At 66.2% G+C, this 16,586-nt stretch carries 24 protein-coding genes; 11 read left to right on the top strand and 13 right to left on the bottom strand.

The window, feature by feature from the left end; all coding sequences use genetic code 11:
- Positions 1-7 precede the first annotated feature (7 nt).
- The gene (gene pnuC / locus QP609_RS00755) at positions 8-577 is read left to right on the top strand and encodes a nicotinamide riboside transporter PnuC (RefSeq protein ID WP_046427881.1); all 570 of its coding nucleotides are present in this window, start codon (positions 8-10) and stop codon (positions 575-577) included.
- A 104-nt stretch (positions 578-681) separates the two neighbouring features.
- On the opposite strand, the gene QP609_RS00750 is transcribed toward pnuC, so the two are convergent.
- From QP609_RS00750 to QP609_RS00725, 6 genes are all read right to left on the bottom strand, one after another.
- Positions 682-1,101: a hypothetical protein gene (locus QP609_RS00750; protein WP_046427870.1), complete on the bottom strand. Its 420-nt coding sequence runs from the start codon at positions 1,099-1,101 to the stop codon at positions 682-684.
- Positions 1,102-1,220: 119 nt separating this feature from the next.
- Entirely contained in the window at positions 1,221-1,526 is a 306-nt protein-coding gene (locus QP609_RS00745; protein WP_169411669.1) for a hypothetical protein, read from the bottom strand.
- A gap of 69 nt (positions 1,527-1,595) precedes the next feature.
- The gene (locus tag QP609_RS00740) at positions 1,596-2,570 is read right to left on the bottom strand and encodes a Dyp-type peroxidase (RefSeq protein ID WP_197621397.1); all 975 of its coding nucleotides are present in this window, start codon (positions 2,568-2,570) and stop codon (positions 1,596-1,598) included.
- Between the two features lie 123 nt (positions 2,571-2,693).
- A complete protein-coding gene (locus tag QP609_RS00735; RefSeq protein ID WP_169411673.1) occupies positions 2,694-3,062 on the bottom strand; it encodes a VOC family protein in 369 nt (122 codons plus the stop codon).
- A 68-nt stretch (positions 3,063-3,130) separates the two neighbouring features.
- Positions 3,131-3,898, bottom strand: a complete 768-nt coding sequence (locus tag QP609_RS00730) for a helix-turn-helix transcriptional regulator (protein ID WP_046427864.1) — start codon at positions 3,896-3,898, stop codon at positions 3,131-3,133.
- Between the two features lie 123 nt (positions 3,899-4,021).
- The gene (locus QP609_RS00725) at positions 4,022-4,597 is read right to left on the bottom strand and encodes an Ax21 family protein (protein WP_005411880.1); all 576 of its coding nucleotides are present in this window, start codon (positions 4,595-4,597) and stop codon (positions 4,022-4,024) included.
- 161 nt (positions 4,598-4,758) lie between these two features.
- On the opposite strand from QP609_RS00725, the gene QP609_RS00720 reads away from it, so the two are divergent.
- The 4 genes from QP609_RS00720 (at position 4,759) to QP609_RS00705 (ending at position 7,619) form a co-directional block, all read left to right on the top strand.
- A complete protein-coding gene (locus QP609_RS00720) occupies positions 4,759-5,763 on the top strand; it encodes a DUF2268 domain-containing putative Zn-dependent protease (RefSeq protein ID WP_289213841.1) in 1,005 nt (334 codons plus the stop codon).
- A gap of 211 nt (positions 5,764-5,974) precedes the next feature.
- A complete protein-coding gene (locus QP609_RS00715; protein WP_010487149.1) occupies positions 5,975-6,247 on the top strand; it encodes a hypothetical protein in 273 nt (90 codons plus the stop codon).
- A gap of 167 nt (positions 6,248-6,414) precedes the next feature.
- Positions 6,415-7,101 (top strand): L,D-transpeptidase, encoded by a 687-nt coding sequence (locus QP609_RS00710; protein ID WP_197621396.1) that lies wholly within the window; start codon positions 6,415-6,417, stop codon positions 7,099-7,101.
- A gap of 185 nt (positions 7,102-7,286) precedes the next feature.
- A complete protein-coding gene (locus QP609_RS00705) occupies positions 7,287-7,619 on the top strand; it encodes a hypothetical protein (protein WP_289213840.1) in 333 nt (110 codons plus the stop codon).
- A 28-nt stretch (positions 7,620-7,647) separates the two neighbouring features.
- Here the strand turns inward: QP609_RS00705 and arsH are convergent, their stop codons facing one another.
- Complete coding sequence (arsH, locus tag QP609_RS00700) at positions 7,648-8,376, bottom strand: arsenical resistance protein ArsH (RefSeq protein ID WP_197621395.1); 729 nt, start codon at positions 8,374-8,376, stop codon at positions 7,648-7,650.
- A 17-nt stretch (positions 8,377-8,393) separates the two neighbouring features.
- Between arsH and QP609_RS00695 the strand changes: the two genes are divergently transcribed.
- The 4 genes from QP609_RS00695 (at position 8,394) to QP609_RS00680 (ending at position 11,170) form a co-directional block, all read left to right on the top strand.
- Complete coding sequence (locus QP609_RS00695; RefSeq protein WP_014645511.1) at positions 8,394-8,723, top strand: metalloregulator ArsR/SmtB family transcription factor; 330 nt, start codon at positions 8,394-8,396, stop codon at positions 8,721-8,723.
- Between the two features lie 37 nt (positions 8,724-8,760).
- Positions 8,761-9,264, top strand: a complete 504-nt coding sequence (locus tag QP609_RS00690; protein ID WP_111206057.1) for an arsenate reductase ArsC — start codon at positions 8,761-8,763, stop codon at positions 9,262-9,264.
- Positions 9,265-9,277: 13 nt separating this feature from the next.
- Complete coding sequence (gene arsB / locus QP609_RS00685; RefSeq protein WP_014645509.1) at positions 9,278-10,309, top strand: ACR3 family arsenite efflux transporter; 1,032 nt, start codon at positions 9,278-9,280, stop codon at positions 10,307-10,309.
- A gap of 486 nt (positions 10,310-10,795) precedes the next feature.
- On the top strand, positions 10,796-11,170 hold the full coding sequence (locus tag QP609_RS00680; protein ID WP_197621394.1) for a hypothetical protein: 375 nt from the start codon (positions 10,796-10,798) through the stop codon (positions 11,168-11,170).
- 13 nt (positions 11,171-11,183) lie between these two features.
- Here QP609_RS00680 and QP609_RS00675 read toward each other — a convergent pair whose 3' ends face one another.
- The gene (locus tag QP609_RS00675) at positions 11,184-11,849 is read right to left on the bottom strand and encodes a hypothetical protein (RefSeq protein WP_164077211.1); all 666 of its coding nucleotides are present in this window, start codon (positions 11,847-11,849) and stop codon (positions 11,184-11,186) included.
- 114 nt (positions 11,850-11,963) lie between these two features.
- On the opposite strand from QP609_RS00675, the gene QP609_RS00670 reads away from it, so the two are divergent.
- Positions 11,964-12,440 carry a nuclear transport factor 2 family protein gene (locus QP609_RS00670; protein ID WP_164077210.1) on the top strand — a complete coding sequence of 159 codons (477 nt, stop codon included), beginning with the start codon at positions 11,964-11,966 and terminating at the stop codon, positions 12,438-12,440.
- 124 nt (positions 12,441-12,564) lie between these two features.
- On the opposite strand, the gene QP609_RS00665 is transcribed toward QP609_RS00670, so the two are convergent.
- From QP609_RS00665 to QP609_RS00645, 5 genes are all read right to left on the bottom strand, one after another.
- Entirely contained in the window at positions 12,565-13,590 is a 1,026-nt protein-coding gene (locus QP609_RS00665) for an NAD(P)H-dependent glycerol-3-phosphate dehydrogenase (RefSeq protein ID WP_005420929.1), read from the bottom strand.
- 20 nt (positions 13,591-13,610) lie between these two features.
- Positions 13,611-14,129, bottom strand: a complete 519-nt coding sequence (gene secB / locus QP609_RS00660; protein ID WP_005407596.1) for a protein-export chaperone SecB — start codon at positions 14,127-14,129, stop codon at positions 13,611-13,613.
- Between the two features lie 99 nt (positions 14,130-14,228).
- Positions 14,229-14,666, bottom strand: coding sequence for a rhodanese-like domain-containing protein (locus tag QP609_RS00655; RefSeq protein WP_014645505.1), 438 nt, complete (start codon positions 14,664-14,666; stop codon positions 14,229-14,231).
- A gap of 57 nt (positions 14,667-14,723) precedes the next feature.
- Positions 14,724-15,149 (bottom strand): hypothetical protein, encoded by a 426-nt coding sequence (locus QP609_RS00650; protein ID WP_014035526.1) that lies wholly within the window; start codon positions 15,147-15,149, stop codon positions 14,724-14,726.
- Between the two features lie 32 nt (positions 15,150-15,181).
- Entirely contained in the window at positions 15,182-15,649 is a 468-nt protein-coding gene (locus QP609_RS00645) for a YiiD C-terminal domain-containing protein (RefSeq protein ID WP_005407593.1), read from the bottom strand.
- Positions 15,650-15,684: 35 nt separating this feature from the next.
- On the opposite strand from QP609_RS00645, the gene QP609_RS00640 reads away from it, so the two are divergent.
- Complete coding sequence (locus QP609_RS00640; RefSeq protein WP_197621393.1) at positions 15,685-16,494, top strand: uroporphyrinogen-III synthase; 810 nt, start codon at positions 15,685-15,687, stop codon at positions 16,492-16,494.
- Positions 16,495-16,586: the final 92 nt, after the last annotated feature.

The raw sequence follows: 16,586 nt of genomic DNA, 5'->3' as shown, positions 1-16,586 counted from the left end.
CGGCGTGATGCTCGAGTGGACCGCCGCGCTGTGCAGCATCCTCGGCGTCTGGCTGATGGCCAGGCGCCGGCTGTCGGCATGGCCGGTGGGCCTGCTGTCGGTGGCGCTGTATGGCCTGGTGTTCGCCGAGGCCAAGCTGTACTCGGACACCCTGCTGCAGGTCGCCTTCGGTGGCTTCCTGGTCTATGGCTGGCTCAACTGGCGGCAGCACGCCGCCGATGAGGGCAGCATCCGCATCGTGCCACTGGCACGCGGCACGCTGCTGCGCGACCTGGCCTTCGGCCTGTGCGGTGGCGTGGCGCTGGGTGCGGCCATGCACACCTTCACCGATGCCGCGCTGCCCTGGCTGGACGCGATGCTGACCGCGCTGAGCCTGGTCGGCCAGTGGTGGCAGGCACGCCGCCACGTGGCCTGCTGGTGGGTGTGGATCGCGGTGGACGTGGTCTATGTGGGTGCGTACCTGTTCAAGTCGCTGCACGTGACCGCGGCACTGTACGTGTTCTTCCTCGGCCTGGCCGTGTTCGGCCTGCGCGCATGGAGCGCCGCTGCGCGTGAACCGCAGGTGGCAACGCGATAGAGCCACGCCATGCGTGGCCGGGCTACCGGTAGTCGCCAACCTGGGTTGGCGCGCCTGCCGACCAAGGTCGGCATCTACCCACCACATCCACGCATGGCATGGATTTACTTCGGCTCCAGCAACAGGCCCAATCGCAGCGGTTGGCGCATGTCGGCCGGCGGTGCCGCCTGCAACGGCGCGGCCTGCAGCGTCGCGCGCAGGTCGGCGTCGACCTGGGCATCGCCCAGGCTGTCGAATTCCAGTTTCGAAATACGGCCATCCGCCGCGATCCACACGCTCACCGGTAGCGGCGTCGGCGTGTCAGCGTGTGCCTGCAGCCATTCCAGCACGCGCTGTGCCTGCGGATCGTGCTCCTGCTGCAGGCGCTGCTGCAGCTGGCCTCCCACGGAGGCGGCGTAGGCCATCCAGTGCGCAGGGGCTTCCTGTGCGGACACTGCGGCACTCCCCAGTGCCAACGCGCCGAATACTGCAGCCAGAGGCCGCCACCAGCGGCGCATGCCGGTCCTGTTCCCTGCCATGGCCATCACCTGCCTCCTGCGCTCCCATCCAGCGCGCCATGGTCGGCGCCCTAGATGACAGGCAGATGGCGGGCCATGATGGCGCCGCGCGTCGAGCTTGCCCGATTGCGAGGGATTGCCTTCGATCAGTCCAGGCAGGCCTTCAGATCATCACGTGTCCAGCCGGTGAGACCTGCACCCTTCCAGTAGCGTGCAGACGTACCAGCCGGGACAGAGGCAAGCTCGACAATGGCAATCACCCCATGGTTCACAGGGTTGTCGATGACAATGCGCTGCCCGGATTCAGTGGGCAGCACGCGCACGACCTTATTGCGTTGTGTCCACGTCTGGGACAGGCAGACGGTGACCTGCTGTACCGATTTCGAAGAAGCAAATGACTCGGGTGCTTGTTCAAGCAGACCAGGTGCTGTCGAGCAGCCGGCGATGCCCATGAACAATGCCGCCAGGAATGGGGCTCTCAAGACAGACATACGTCCTCCAGATGCATACGCGTGCGTTGATCACTCGCCCAGGTCGGCCAGCACCTTGCGCGAGGGCGCGAAGAAGGTCACGCCGGTGGTGGCGGTGGAGAAGTCGAGGATGCGGTCGTGCAGCGGTGCAGGATTACCGATGAACATGCGCTCGAGCATCTTCTCGATCACCCACAGGCGGCGCGTGTAGCCGATGAAGTAGGTGCCGTACTCGCCGCGGCCCGGGTTGGCGAACGGCATGTTGTCGCGCAGGATCTCGTGCTCGCCGTCGGCATCCTCGATGGTGCATAGCGTCTTGTGCGATTTCTGCGCATCGGCCGGCGCGTCGTCCAGCTCGATGTTGTCGTGCTTGGTGCGGCCGATGATCGCCTCCTGCGCCTCGGTCTTCTGCGCGCGCCACGCATCGAGGTTGTGCAGGTACTTCTGCACCACCACGTAACTGCCGCCGGCATGCTCCGGGTCCTCGTCACCCACGATCGTGGCTTCCGGCAGCGACAGCCCCTCCGGGTTGGCGGTGCCATCGACGAAGTCGAGCAGGTCGCGGCCATCGAAATAGCGGAAGCCGGCCACGTCATCGACCGCTTCGACCGCATCGCCGAAGGCCATCAGCAGGTTGCGCTCGAAGGCCACGATCAGGTCCATGGTGCGTGCGCGGATGTGGTACAGCAGGTCACCGGGCGTGGACACGGCGGTGTGGGTCGCGCCCTTGATCTCGCGGAACGGTGCCAGCTCGCGTGGCGGCGTGGAGCCTACCAGCGGCTGCCACACGCGATGGCCGATGGCCACGTTGCAGGTGAAGGTGCGCTCGATCTCGCGGATGGCGGTGTTCTTGATCAGATCGTCGGTACTGGCCAGCACCTCGCGCGCCTTGGCGATCGACGCCTCGTCATCCTTCACCTTCAGCACCAGGAACGCCGCCGAATGGGTGAGCGGCGCAGTGATCTGCTGCGGCTCGTTGTCGAGCGTGTGGTTGACGGCGGTGATCGGTGCGGGCTGGGAGTTCACGGCGGTTCCTGCTGGCTTGAGGCGGACGCATCGCGTGTGGCGATGTGCGGGCGATCATAGCGGAACCGCCTGACCGGGGACGGAGCGGTTCTCGTTCCGTCCACCAGCGAAGGTACGAAGACCTCAGTCCACATCACTCCAGACCGCCAGTTCGTAGCCATCCAGATCGCGGAAGTGGAAGCGGCGGCCCCCGGGGAAGGCGAACGCCGCCTGCACCACTTCGCCACCGGCGGCGACCACGCGCTGCCGTGCGTCGGCCAGGTCCGCGCAGTACAGGATCACCAGCGGTCCTCCGTGAGCACGCAACGGCGCGTCAGACACGAAGCCGCCCTTCAGCCGGCCATCGTCGAACTCGGTGTAGGACGGACCATAGTCGGTGAACTGCCAGCCGAACACCTCGCCGTAGAAGCGTTTGCTGCGGGCGATGTCGGCGACGTTGAATTCGATGTTGTCGATGCGGCGTTCGGCTTCGTGGGTAGCTTCGTGGCTCATGAGGTTGCTCCGTGATTGGAACCCCAGCTTCGGTCAGCGCGGCACGGCGGTCTTGAACAAAACGGCCGTCATTGTCCCCACTCCAGGCGCAGCTCGCTGGCGGTCATGCCAGTCAGCTCGCGCGCCTCGCGGCTGAGATGGGCCTGGTCGGCATAGCCGGCATCAGCGGCCAGCATCGCCAACGAATGCTGTGGCAGCGCGCGACTCTGGCGCAGGAAACGTTGCAGCCGCAGGATCCGCTCCAGCGTCTTGGCGCCGTAGCCGAACTGCGACTGGCTGAAACGCCGCAGGCTGCGCGGGCTCAGGCCCAACTGCGCCGCCAGCGTATCCAGCGTGGCATTACCCGCGGCGAGCGCTTGGAACAGGACATGGGCGCGCTGCGCCGGCGTATCGAGCGCGGCCGCACCCATGTGCTGTTGCAGGCAGTGCGCCATTCGCTGCAGGCGCTGTGCAGGCGCGGTGTCGCCGATGGAGGCCGCCGCCTTGTTCGCCCACGCGCCCTTCAGATCAGCCAGTGGCACGGCCTGGCCGATGATCCCGGCCAAAGGCAGGCCCAGCGCGGCCAATGCCTGGCCGGGGCGGAAGCGTGCGCCCAGCACCTGCGCACCGGGTGCCAGCGCCGGGTGCGCGGCCACACGGTCCGGGCCGACGACGAACAGCGCACCGTCGCGCCAGAGGATATCCACGCAGCCATCGGGCAATACGGTGATGTGCCCATCGGCATCGGCAGGAAGCTGGCTCTGCCACAGCTGGCCAAAGTGGCCGCGCAGCGGCGCAGGCGTCAGATGTTCCTGGTAGGTCGTGCCGGTGCCTGCAAGAGAGGAAGGGTCGCCCATGCCGCATTGTGGCGCCACGGGGCCCATAAAAGTGAAGCCCGGCGCGAGGCCGGGCTTCGGTTGGCGTGTGGGAGAGAGAGAGAGTCACACGCCAGCACAACACGCACTAACGACAGGCGTTTGTTACCAGGTGAAGCGCGGGCCCACGAACCACTCGCGGTCGCCGGCCTTGGCCAGCTTCACTTCGCCACTCAGGCCCCAGTTCTGGTTGAACTTGGCGGTGGCGCCGACGCGGCCGTAGAACTCGCCGTCCGGGTTGATGCCGTGCTTCTTGGTGTAGTCCTCGTAGCCGGCCATCACGTAGCCTTCCACGTACGGGTTGAACGCGGTGCGCACGCCGACTTCGGTCGAGTAGCCGTTGAAGTCCAGGCCATGCTTCATGTCGAACTTCTGGTACGCAACGCGGGCCACCAGGTCGGTGTTCGGTGCGATGCCGTAGTTGTAGCCGGCACCGATGCGCCACTGGTCGACGTCATTCTTGAACTTGTCGGTCTCCTGCGCGCTGTAGTCGCCGAAGATGTGGAAGTTCGGGTGCACCGCCACGGAGCCCTTCACCTTCCAGCCATCGGCGTCGCCGCCCTTGGCATCGGTGTTCACGTAGCCGCCTTCAACGTAGTTGTACGACAGGCCGTCGGTTGCCGATGCAGCGAACGGCAGGGCAGCCAGGAGACCCAGGGCGAGCAGCGAATTCTTGTTCATCGGGACACACCTTTAATTATTTTGGTTTCGTCGGCCGCCTCCCGGGAGGGGGAGAGAGAGGAGGCGGTCGACAGGTGTGAATTATCCGTTAGGGGGTCTAATCGACCCTGAATATTGAACTGACTGGTGTATAAATAAGGCTGGCGTTCAGGGAACTCCACATGCCGCACGCGTCCGTCGCGTCACTGCTGTTTCCGCCCCATGCGCGCCGCGCGGTGCGGGTGCTGCTGCTCGTCGCCCTTCCGATGATGCAGCTGCCAGCCAACGCGGCCGAGCGCGCCCAACCTTCTGCACGCATCGTGGTACAGACAGACGATGTCACGCGTTTCTTCAGCGTGCTGGATGCCACTGGAGGAAAACCAAGTGCCGAAGACCTGCAGCGCGGCTATCTGGACACCGGCACGGAGGCATTGCGCAGCTTCACCGACAGCCGCATCGGATCAATGGAGCGTTTGGCCAGGGCCATCCAGGACAAGCCGGCGTTGTTCGCCAGGGCGCGGACCTGTGCAGCGGCATTGCCGGCGATCCGCGCGCGGGTTGCCGACGCACTCGATCGGTTGGGCACGCTGCTCCCCACTGCACGTTTTCCTCCGGTCACCGTGCTGGTCGGGCGGGGTAACAGCGGCGGCGTCACCACCGAAGATGGTGTGGTGATCGGACTGGAAGCACTGTGCAACGCCGACTGGATGCAGCCTGACGTCGGCGATCGTTTCGTGCACCTGATCGCCCATGAGTACGTGCACGTGCAACAGCCCGGTGCGAGCGTCGATGTCGCGCAGCCCACCCTGCTCTATCAGACGTTGCTTGAAGGCGGCGCCGAGTACGTGGGTGAACTGATCTCGGGGCAACCGGCCAACGCGCATCTGCGTCGCTGGGCCCAGGGCCGCGAATGTGCGCTGGAGCGCGCGTTCGTACAGGACAGTGGGGGCACCGATCTTTCGAAGTGGCTGTACAACGGCCCCGGCGATGAAGCACGACGTGGAGATCTCGGATACTGGGTCGGCTACCGCATCGCGCGCAGCTATGTTTCCCGCGCGCCAGACAGGACCAGGGCCATCGCCACGCTGCTGGATGTGCGGCCCGACACCGCCGCGACCGTGTTCGAGGCGAGTGGATGGACGCCTGCCTGCACTGCTGCCAAAGGCATGGAAACGCAAGTGCTGTGAGAGCCGCTTCATACTGATGAATTGGCGACCTTGAACAGGCACAAGGCACGCCGCCGACGTAGATCAGCTCGCCTGATCCCGCTTGTTAATGTTGGGTCAGGGGCCGGGTTCACAGTGCTTCCACGTATTCAAATTCCAGCTGAAAGCGCTTGGTAGCGGCGGGAACAAACGCCGCTATATTCCAGCTTCCCCAGACGAAGGAGGGAGTGCAATGAACCTGAACCCGCAACACATGAAGACGGCCCGCGCACTTGCTGTAGCGCTCATCGCCACCGTAAGCCTTGGCGCCTGCGCGTCATACAAGAACGAGTTTGCAACCATCAACTCGCGTCTCGATCAGCTCGACGTCAAGGTGCAGGGCGCTGCGCAGAGCGCGGAGTCCGCCAACCAGTCCGCACAGCAGGCCAATCAGCGCCTGGACCAGATCGAAGGTCGCGTGCAGCAGCTTGAAAGGGCACCTGCCGGCCGCAAGCCGCGCGGGTAATCGCTCCCTCACCTTTTGAATTGATCCACCTCTGTATCGGGTGTATCGGGGACCCAGTGGCCTTCGCCGGCCACTGGCATCCTTCCACCCACGATTGCATTGCAAGGAGCCGTCCCATTCGTACTTCTCCCTCCCCTGCACGCCCCGCCCTCCATGCCGCCCTGGCCATGGCACTGGCCGTTGCGTGCGGCGGCGTAGCCAACGCCAGGGACAAGGACGCACCTGCACCATCGGTCGCCGCCGTTGATGAACTTCCGCCCGACCAGAGCGTGTCCGAGACAGTGATCGAGCTGGCCGGCTGGGTGGTCGCCAGCAAGGACAACCAGGGCTATCCGTTTGCGGTCATGGACAAGGCGGCGGCGCAGGTTCTGGTCTTCGGCGGTGACGGCAAGCTGCGCGGCGCCGCACCGGCGCTGTTTGGGTCGGCGATCGGCGACCATTCCGCACCGGGCGTCGCCAAGCTCGCACTGAGCGCGATTCCCGGCCACGACCGCACCACGCCTGCCGGCCGCTTCATTGGCGGTTACGGCCCGTCCGACGATGCCGGACGCGTGCTGTGGGTGGACTACGATTCCGCCGTGTCGATGCACCCGCTGCCGCCGGGCAGCCCGAAGGAAAAGCGCGCCGAGCGGTTGGCATCGCCCTCGCCGGACGACAACCGCGTCACCCACGGCTGCATCAATGTCTCGCCCGCGTTCTACGAGCAGATCGTGCAGTCCACGTTCGAGAAGGGCGGCGTGTTCTACATCCTGCCGGACAAGGATTCGATCGCGAAGACGTTCCCGGAGTTCGCGCAGAGCCGTGCCGTCACCGATGGCAACCAAAAGAAGACCGCACAGCACGCTGGCGAGTAGTGCGTTTGTGCGTCCGCCCTGGGCGTTGTGGGCACATGCCGCCCGCCGGGCGGCTGCGATGCACAGTCTGCTCATGGAGAGTCGCCTGCGTGTGAGGCGTGGTGCCCCCGAGGCCCGGCACGCTGGCATACTGCGCCCGTAGACGATCCTGCGAGGCAATGTCTGCCTCGTCCATGAGGCCGCCGGTGGACCCACTCTTCCAGTTTCTGCTGAGCACGATGGGAGGCGTATTCGTCTTCCTGTTCTTCGTGGCGCGCGACTACCTGCGTGGATTGGGGTGGCTGCTCGGTTCCTGGGATCCGAACATGGGGCACGCGACCGAGGATGCGCTCATTTCGAAGGCCAATCGCAGCGCCTTGCTGATTGCGGCGGTGCTTCTGGCGTGGGCCTTCATGGGCCCTCCTCCCTACCGCCGCAACTGGGAAATCGAAGTAATGGGCATCGGCACCGGCATGTTGCTGGCCTATGTGGTGATCATCCGCCTTGCAGCTTCAAGGGTGAAGAGGCTGCTTGGGTGAGCGTGCCTCACATCGGCACCAATGAGGATCAGGAAGCCGTAGCCTCTGCAGCCCGCGCCAATGCCGCGGCGTGGGCGTCGCCCTTCCGCTCGCTGTAACGGTCTACCAGGTAGTCCGACCGGCCCCGCGTCAGCAGCGTGAACTTCACCAGCTCTTCCATCACATCCACCACCCGATCGTAGTACGGCGAGGGCTTCATCCGGCCGTCGTCATCGAATTCCTGCCAGGCCTTGGCCACCGACGACTGGTTGGGGATGGTCAGCATGCGCATCCGACGACCAAGCACGCGCAACGCGTTGACCGTGTTGAACGACTGCGAGCCGCCGCCCACCTGCATCACCGCCAGCGTCCTGCCCTGCGTGGGCCGCACGCTGCCATCTTCCAGCGGCAACCAGTCGATCTGGTTCTTGAACACGCCGGTGACCGTGCCATGCCGCTCGGGGCTGACCCATACCTGGCCTTCCGACCACTGCGACCATTCGCGCAGTCGCTGCACTTCAGGGTGGTGCGGGTCCACGCTGTCCAGCATCGGCAGCGCATGCGGATCGAGCACCCGGGTTTCGCACCCCAGGTGGCGCAGCAGCCGCTCGGCTTCCAGCGCCAGCTTGCGGCTGAACGACTGGGGCCGCAACGAGCCGTAGAGCAGGAGAATGCGTGGCGGCCCCAGATCTGCCGCGGCGAGCTGGTGATGATTGGGCTGGGGCAATGACGATTCCACCAGGTTGGGCAGGTCCAGGCTTGTGATTGGCTCATTCATTCGATTATTCTAGAAATATGGAAACATCGAATGCAATCTCCGCCCTGACCGCCCTCGGTCATGCCACCCGTCTGGCTGCCTTCCGCCTGCTGGTGGAGGCCGGCCCGGCAGGGCGCATGGCGGGCGACATCGCTACGGCCCTGCAGGTGCCCCCAGCCACGCTCAGCTTCCACCTGAAGGAGCTGGTGCAGGCCGGGCTGGTGGAGAGCGAGAACCAGGGCCGCAACGTCTGCTACCGCGCCAACTTCGATGCCATGAACGGCTTGATCGAGTACCTCACGCACAACTGTTGCGCGGGCTCACCCAGCAACCAGTGCGTCCCCGCCGAACCCGCCTGCAAGTGCTGATACCGCACACGACCCACCCCATCGAAGCGATTGCCACATGACCCGCAATGTCCTGTTCCTCTGCACCGGCAACAGCGCGCGCAGCGTGCTGGCTGAAGCCACCCTGCGCGCCTGGGACAGCGATCGCTTCAGGGCATTCAGTGCGGGCAGCCAGCCCACCGGCCAGGTCAATCCGTTCGCGCTGGCACAACTGCATGCCGAAGGAATGCCCGTTGAAGGGCTGCGCAGCAAATCATGGGACGAGTTCGTGGATGCAGCGCCCATGGACCTGGTCATCACCGTGTGTGATGCGGCCGCTGCCGAAGCTTGCCCAGTGGTGTTCGGTGACTTCATCCGCAGCCATTGGGGCCTGCCCGATCCGGCCGCCGTGGCAGGCAGCGATGCCGACAAGGCCGCAGCCTTCGCGCTGGCCCATGCCATCGTGAAAACCCGCCTGCGTGCGCTGCTCGCACTGCCCGAATCGGTGTGGTCCGAACGCGAAGCGCTGCAGCACGCGCTGGACCGGATCGGCCAGCTGTTGCCGACCGACGGCGCGCAGTGACGGTGCCACTGCCATGAGCCTGTTCGAGCGACACCTGACGCTGTGGGTTGTGCTGTGCATTGCGATGGGCACGCTGCTGGGCCACGTCCTGCCCGGTGCCTTCGCGGTGCTGGCGTCCGCCGAAGTGGCCAAGGTCAATCTGCCGGTTGCGGTGCTGATCTGGCTGATGATCATCCCGATGCTGCTGAAGGTCGACTTCCGCGCGATGCGCCAGTTGCAGCAACACTGGAAGGGCATCGGGGTAACACTGTTCATCAACTGGGCGGTCAAGCCGTTCTCGATGGCGCTGCTGGGCTGGCTGTTCCTGCGCCATGCCTTCGCCGACTGGCTGCCCGCAGCACAGATCGACAGCTACATCGCCGGGCTGATCCTGCTGGCAGCCGCACCCTGCACCGCCATGGTGTTCGTGTGGAGCAACCTGTGCCGCGGTGATGCCAACTTCACCCTGAGCCAAGTGGCGTTGAACGACGCGATCATGGTGGTTGCCTACGCGCCGGTGGTTGCACTGCTGCTCGGCCTGTCGGCGATCACCGTACCGTGGGATACGCTGTTGCTGTCCGTTGGTCTCTACATCGTGGTGCCGGTGCTGGCTGCTGCACTGCTGCGGCACTGGATCCTTTTGCGCAGCGGCGAGGCGGGCCTGCAACTCACGCTTCGAAGGTTGGGGCCGCTGTCCCTGTCCGCGCTGCTGCTGACGCTGGTGGTGCTGTTCGGGTTCCAGGGCCAGCAGATCGTGAAGCAACCGCTGGTAATCGCGCTGATTGCCGTGCCGATCCTGATCCAGGTCTATTTCACCTCGGGCCTGGCCTACCTGCTCAACCGTCGGCTGGGCGTGGCACATTGCGTGGCCGGCCCGTCAGCGCTTATTGGTGCCAGCAACTTCTTCGAACTGGCGGTGGCGACTGCGGTGGGACTGTTCGGCGTGCATTCCGGGGCGGCGCTGGCGACGGTGGTGGGCGTGCTGATCGAGGTGCCGGTCATGCTGTCCGTGGTGCGCATCGTCAACCGTACTCAGGCCTGGTACGAAAGACCCCAAGAGCGCTGACAACCAGAGTGGGGCGAGTTCGATTTACGTTCTTCGCTCCGCACTGTCGTCATCGGCTTGGTGGGGTACCCATATCCCTGTCATCAAGTTCGAACCATGTCGCATATTCCCCATGCTGCTACGGCCGTTGCGGCGCCTGCGTCCGCGACGACTTAACAGCATGCAAGAATGCTGAAAGCGTCTTTGATCGAACGCTGTTTGCAACTCGTCTGATTGGCGTTTCGCAGCGACGGCGGTACAGATGGCGTGCCACCGGAAAAAGGTGGCCGGGCCTCGAAAACCCGTGGCAATGCGTACGTTGTATGCGCCTGCCCGTCGGCGTCACCCAGTGTGGCGCCGGCGGGCAATTCGTCTGCCGACTATGGCGGGCGGAGCGTGGAGGCCTTGTGCCTGCCGGCCTTGTACGCACTGTCCCGGTTTTCGAGCCACGTCTCCGCCCGCCACCTTTGCGTGGCGGCTACCGTCTGTCCTGCACGGGGCACTGCCATGACATCACCGGACTTCCCACGCCTGCATCCGCATCGCTCATCCGCCACTGGCGGTGGGCCGCCAGAGCACGCGGCTGCGACCGATCCGAATGCCTTCATCGCCACGCTTCACCGCATCGGCAAAGGCGCGGCCGCCGACGGCCAGCCCTGGCCAGAGCGTCACCAGATGCCGGGCCGCTGCATGGCGCTGGCCGATGCGGACTGTGCACTGGCCGGCCAACGCGTGACGCTGGAGCTGCTGCTGGCGGCCGAGCGCGTGCGTCAGAACGGCACGGAGGCCGAGTACGTGGGCGACCGGGTGATGGAAGGGCTGATCCTGGCGTGCCTGGCCATGAACGCACAGGCCAGCGCGCGCATGCGGCCGGAAGGGTGAGGCGGGCACCACATCACTCGCAGAGCGCGCTGTCTTCCTTCAACGCGGCATCCTGCAGTGGCTGGCGTTGTTCAATCTGCGCACGTTGTTCCGCCGTCGGCTCGCCCAGCCACCACACACGACAGCGCGCGGTAAGACGGCCGACCATCTTCGCCTCCGTCGGCGAATACAGCATCGCCAACGCGGTGCCGGGGCAGTCGTGGGCCTGGCAGGCGGTATAGAACCACCACGGCTCGCCCTGCAGCACCAGCAGCTCACCAGGACCGCTGGGCCCGCTCAACAGGCGTTCGCGCAGCGATGGAATCTCCCTGTCAGCGGATTCGGCTGCGGCTGTGTCCTTCATCAGGGCGTTGAACGCGGCCAGCACCTTCGGGTCCTTGCGGCCGCAGTCGTCCACGGTATTGCCGCCCACCAGGGTGAAGAAATGCGTCGCCAGCGGGTTGTCCGCGCAGGTGAGTTCGCCGCCGGCACTCGGGTCTTCCGGTTCGCCTTCGTTGTCCCACACCGAGGGATCCACGCCATCTTCGATGGATGGCGCCTTCTCGCCCACCGTTGCCGTGGCCGCAGGTGCTTCTGTGGCCGGTGCTGGTGCGGCTGGTGCTGCATCGGGTGCCGGTGCCTGCCCGCAGGCGGCCAGCAATGCGACCGTCAGTGCCATCCCTGTGATTCGAATCTTCATTCCCTGTCCTTGTCTGATCTGCACTGCATCCAGCAAATCGGCAGCCGCGTGATTCTAACCAGCACCGTGCCAGGATGCGTTCGTAGCGTCCCGTCATCGCCTGGAGCCGGACGCATGCGCCGTACACGACTCGCCAAGATCTTCTGCAGTGCCCTGCTGATGGCATCGCCGGCAATTGCCCACGATGCAGAAAACGCGATGCCTGCACAGCCTCTCCCAGGCGCAGCCCTGCCCGCACCGCTGGAGCGCGTACTGCGCGATTACGAGCGGGCGTGGCGCTCGGCTGATGCCAAGGCATTGGCTGCGCTGTTTGCCGAGGATGGTTTTGTACTGCAGAGCAACCAGCCGCCGGTGCGCGGGCGTACTGCGATCAAGGCCGCGTATGCCGGCCAGGGCGGCAGTCCGTTGCGGCTGCGGGCGTTGGCTCACTCGGTGGAGGGCAACACGGGCTACATCATTGGTGCGTATCGCTACGGCAGCAACGAGGGGGACACCGGCAAGTTCACGCTGACGCTGAAGCGCGTGGGCGACGGGCCGTGGTTGATCTTCTCGGACATGGACAACACCAGCGCGCCGCCACGGGCGCGGTGATTGCCGCCGTCGGGCGCCAACCAAGGTTGGCAGCTACCAGAAGCGGGTTCGGCAGTAGATCCACGCCATGCGTGGATGGCTCGCGCACATAAAAAACCCCGGCACGTGGCCGGGGTTTTTCGATTCACTTGAACAGCGTGTCCGGGTATTCCGGTTTCTGTTCCCGCGCCAGCAGTGCGCGCAGGCCTTCTTCCGGGGTCTGCTCGCCGTGCAGCACGGCACGCACGCCGTCGGAGATCGGCAGGTCGATGCCATGGCGGCGTGCCTGTCGCATCACTTCGTCGGCGGTCTGCACCGACTCGACCACCTGGCCGATTTCGCGCACGGCATCCTGCAACGTCTGGCCACGGCCCAGGGCCAGGCCCAGGCGACGGTTGCGCGACAGGTCACCGGTGCAGGTCAGCACCAGATCGCCCAGGCCGGCCAAGCCCATCAGCGTTTCCGGCTTGGCGCCGATCGCCGCAGCCAGGCGCAGCATTTCATTGAGACCGCGGGTGATCAGGCCGGCACGGGCGTTGAGGCCCAGCTGCATGCCATCGGCCACGCCGGTGGCCACCGCCAGCACGTTCTTCATCGCACCGCCCAGCTCGGCACCGACCATGTCGTCGCCGGTGTAGGCGCGGAACGCCGGGCCATGCATCGCCTCGGCCACCGTCTGCGCGAACTCGGGCACGTCGCCGTGCACGGTGATCGCGGTGGGCAGGCCCTGGGTTACTTCCTTGGCGAACGATGGCCCGGTGACGACGGCCAGCGGCACGTCCTCGCCCAGCACTTCGCGCGCCACTTCATGCAGGAAACGGCCCGAACCGGGTTCGAAGCCCTTGGTGGCCCAGGCCACGCCGGCACCGGCCGGACGCAGCGGCGCCAGCGCACGCACGGTTTCACCGAAGGCATGCGACGGGGTCACCACCAGGATCCAGGCCGCGCCTTCCACCGCCGACGCCAGGTCGGTGGTGGCACGCAGGCTGTCCGGCAGCGGGATGCCCGGCAGGTAGCGCGGGTTCTCGTGGCGCTGGTCGATGGCCTCGACCACGGCAGCGTCGCGCCCCCACAGCACGGTCGGGTGACCGTGCCGTGCGAGCAGGCTGGCCAGCGCGGTTCCCCAGGAACCGGCGCCCAGCACGGCGATCTTGTCAGCGGGAGTGCTCATCCGTGACGTCGCGGCAGGAATCAGGCGTTGCCAGCCGGCTCGGAGTCAGCCAGCGACGGTGCGTCGCCCTGCTCCTGGCGCTGGCGCAGGGTTTCTGCGTACAGGCCTTCGAAGTTGATCGGCTGCAGGAAGAACGGCGGGAAGCCGCCGGCCTGGATCAGGTCGCTGATCAGCTGGCGCACGTACGGGAACAGGATGTTCGGGCACTGGGTGCCGAGCAGCACGTCGATCGACTGCGGGTCCAGGCCGACCAGGCCGAACACGCCGGCCTGCTTCACTTCGGCCACGTAGGCGGTGCGCTCACCGGCCTGGCAGGTCAGGGTCACGGCCAGCACGACTTCGAAGGCGTTCTCACCCAGGCGCTGCACCTGCTGGTTCAGGTTCAGCTGCAGCTCCGGCTGCACCTGGTCATTGAAGATGGTCGGGGCGTTCGGCGACTCGAAGGAGACGTCCTTGACGTAGATCTTCTCGACGGTGAAAGCGGGGCCGGTGGCGGCATCGACCGGCGCAGCAGCGCCGTTGGTGATCTCTTCGGACATTTCCAGTAACTCCAATGAATGCAATGAAAACGATGGTCGAATTACTGCGATGGGGGCGGGATCAGGCCCATACAAGGCCGGATCCGCCACCTGCGGCAATCAGTTGCGGCCCTTGACCAGCGGCAGCTCGGCCTGCTGCCAGGCGGGAATGCCGCCGTCGAGCACGTAGACCTTCTCGAAGCCGGCCTTCTTCAGCGCCTTGGCGGCGGTTTCCGAGGCGTTGCCGCTGCGGCACACCAGCACCACCGGCGACTGCTTGGCGTTGGCCACCAGCTTGTGGTCCGGGCCGAAGGCACTGGCCTGGGCGTTGCGGCTGCCGGCAATGTGGCCCTTCTCGAAGTCACCGCTGGCCGACAGGTCGACCACCACCGTGCCGCCCGCGTTGATCAGCTGGGTCAGTTCGGCGGGCTTGATGCCCTTGAAGCCCCGGAACAGGCGGCGGATCTCGGTGACGATGATGGCCACGGTCAGGCCGACCAGGGCCGCGGACAGCATCGGGTTTCGGCCTGCAAAGGCCAGCAACTCTTCGTAATTCACTCAGGTCACGGGTCGATTAAGCGGGCGCCGATTGTCGCACAAGCCGGACGCGGCCCGTCACTGCCCCTTCCACAGGTCCGGCAGGCCGGCGGTCTGCCACCAGCGCTTGGCTTCCGGGTCCCAGCGCCAGCGCTCGACCACGACCACCGTGCGCTCGGCCTGGGTGTTCTGGTTGATCACCCCGATTTCGACCCGGCGCTCGACCAGTCCCCCGTCCAGTGAGGCACTGCTGCGCTCGCGGTAGGACGACACGCGCAGCTGCGCGTAACGGTTGAGCTCGAACTCGGTGGGCGGCTTTTCCTTGCGCAGCTTGGGGTCGAGGTAGCCGATGGCATCGTCCATGCTGCCCCAGCGGATGGTCGCCCCGTAGGCGATCTGGGTCTCTTCCAGCAGCTTGCGCTGCTTGCGGCTGAGGTCGTCGGCCGAGGCCACGGCACTGGCCAGCAGCAGGGAACAGATCAGGAACTGGATCAGGCGGCGCATCAGTGGTTTCCCCAGAACGTCAGCCTGCCATCCTACCCTTTGGCGAAGGCAACGAAGCGACCGCTGAATTCGGCGGCGGGCTTGCCATCGGCGCCGGGCTGGGTGGCGATGATGCTGATGCGGGCCTTGCGGCGCTGCCGGAAGGTGTTCAGGAAGGCATCCCAGCCGGTGGCCTCGGCCGCCTCAGCGTGGGCGTGCAGGTCTTCGTAGACCGGGGCCAGGTAGCGCAGGTTGCTGTCGGCCACGTAGACCTCGGCATCGTGGCCGGCCAGGCGCAGGCGCAGGCTGACCAGCGCCCAGCCGGACAGGGTCAGCACCGAGGCCAGGCTGCCACCGAAGGCGTTGCCCTTGTCGTTGACGTTGGCGGCCAGCGGCGCGGTGATGCGCAGCACGCCATCGGCATAGCCGTCGAGCTGGATCTGCATGGCGCGCACCGCCGGCATGCAGTCCAGCACGTCCTGCAGGGCGGCCAACGAGGAAGTCAGGGCATCAACGGACATCGGAGCAGCGACCACGACAACGAAGGGCCCGCATAATGCAGGCAATGGCCGACCATACGATACCCACTGGCGCCACCCGTTCCGGCGCGCGCTGGACCCTGATCTCGCTGCGCCCGCGGGGCCAGAATGTGGCGCTGCGCCGCGCCGTTGCTGGGCTGGGCGGGGATGTCCTGGCCCTGGCGCCCTGGCGCCTGCAGCGCCTGCATGGCACGCCTGTGGTGCGTCAGCTGCAACGCGCGCTGAACTGCGATCGGGTGGTGTTCACCAGCCCGGCCGCCGTGACCGCGGCCGCCACCCTGCTGCCGCTGGCCGAGGCGCAGCGCAGCCCGTGGCTGGCCGTCGGCGAAGGCACCGCGCGCGCATTGCGGGCACACGGCATCACCGAGGTGCATGCGCCGCAGCGGATGGACAGTGAAGGCCTGCTGGCGCTGCCGGTGCTGGCTGACGTACAGGGCCTGCGCATCGGCCTGGTGACCGCGCCCGGCGGGCGTGGCCTGATTGCCGCGCAGCTGCAGGCGGCCGGCGCCACAATCGAACGTGCCGACATCTACCAGCGTCGCCTGCTGCATCTGCCGCCCCGTGCGCTGGCCCGATTGGCGCATTCAGCGCAGCCGTGGATGCTGGCGGTGAGCAGTGGCGAAGCGCTGCAGCATTTCTGGCAGCAGCTTCCGCCGCCCTTGCAGCAGCGCCTGCAGGCGCACGCGACTGCCGTGGTGGCCAGTGATCGCCTCGGCGAACAGGCCCGGGCACTGGGCCTGCAGCATGTCGTGCGCGCGGCAGGCCCCACCAGCGCGCAGCTGGTGGCGGCCGCACACGCCACGCTCACCGTCCCGGCAGCGACCTGAACAGGGACGTGGGTCACGCTTGCCGCTGTCGTCGGCAACAGTGATGCTGTGCACAACGCGGCCTGCCGGCCCCCGACCGGCGACGTTGCCGA

This window comes from Stenotrophomonas sp. 8(2023) (assembly GCF_030345295.1).
GTDB lineage: Bacteria > Pseudomonadota > Gammaproteobacteria > Xanthomonadales > Xanthomonadaceae > Stenotrophomonas > Stenotrophomonas muris.
Note: the sequence above shows the minus strand (reverse complement) of the source record. Positions and strands in the feature narration are given on the sequence as shown.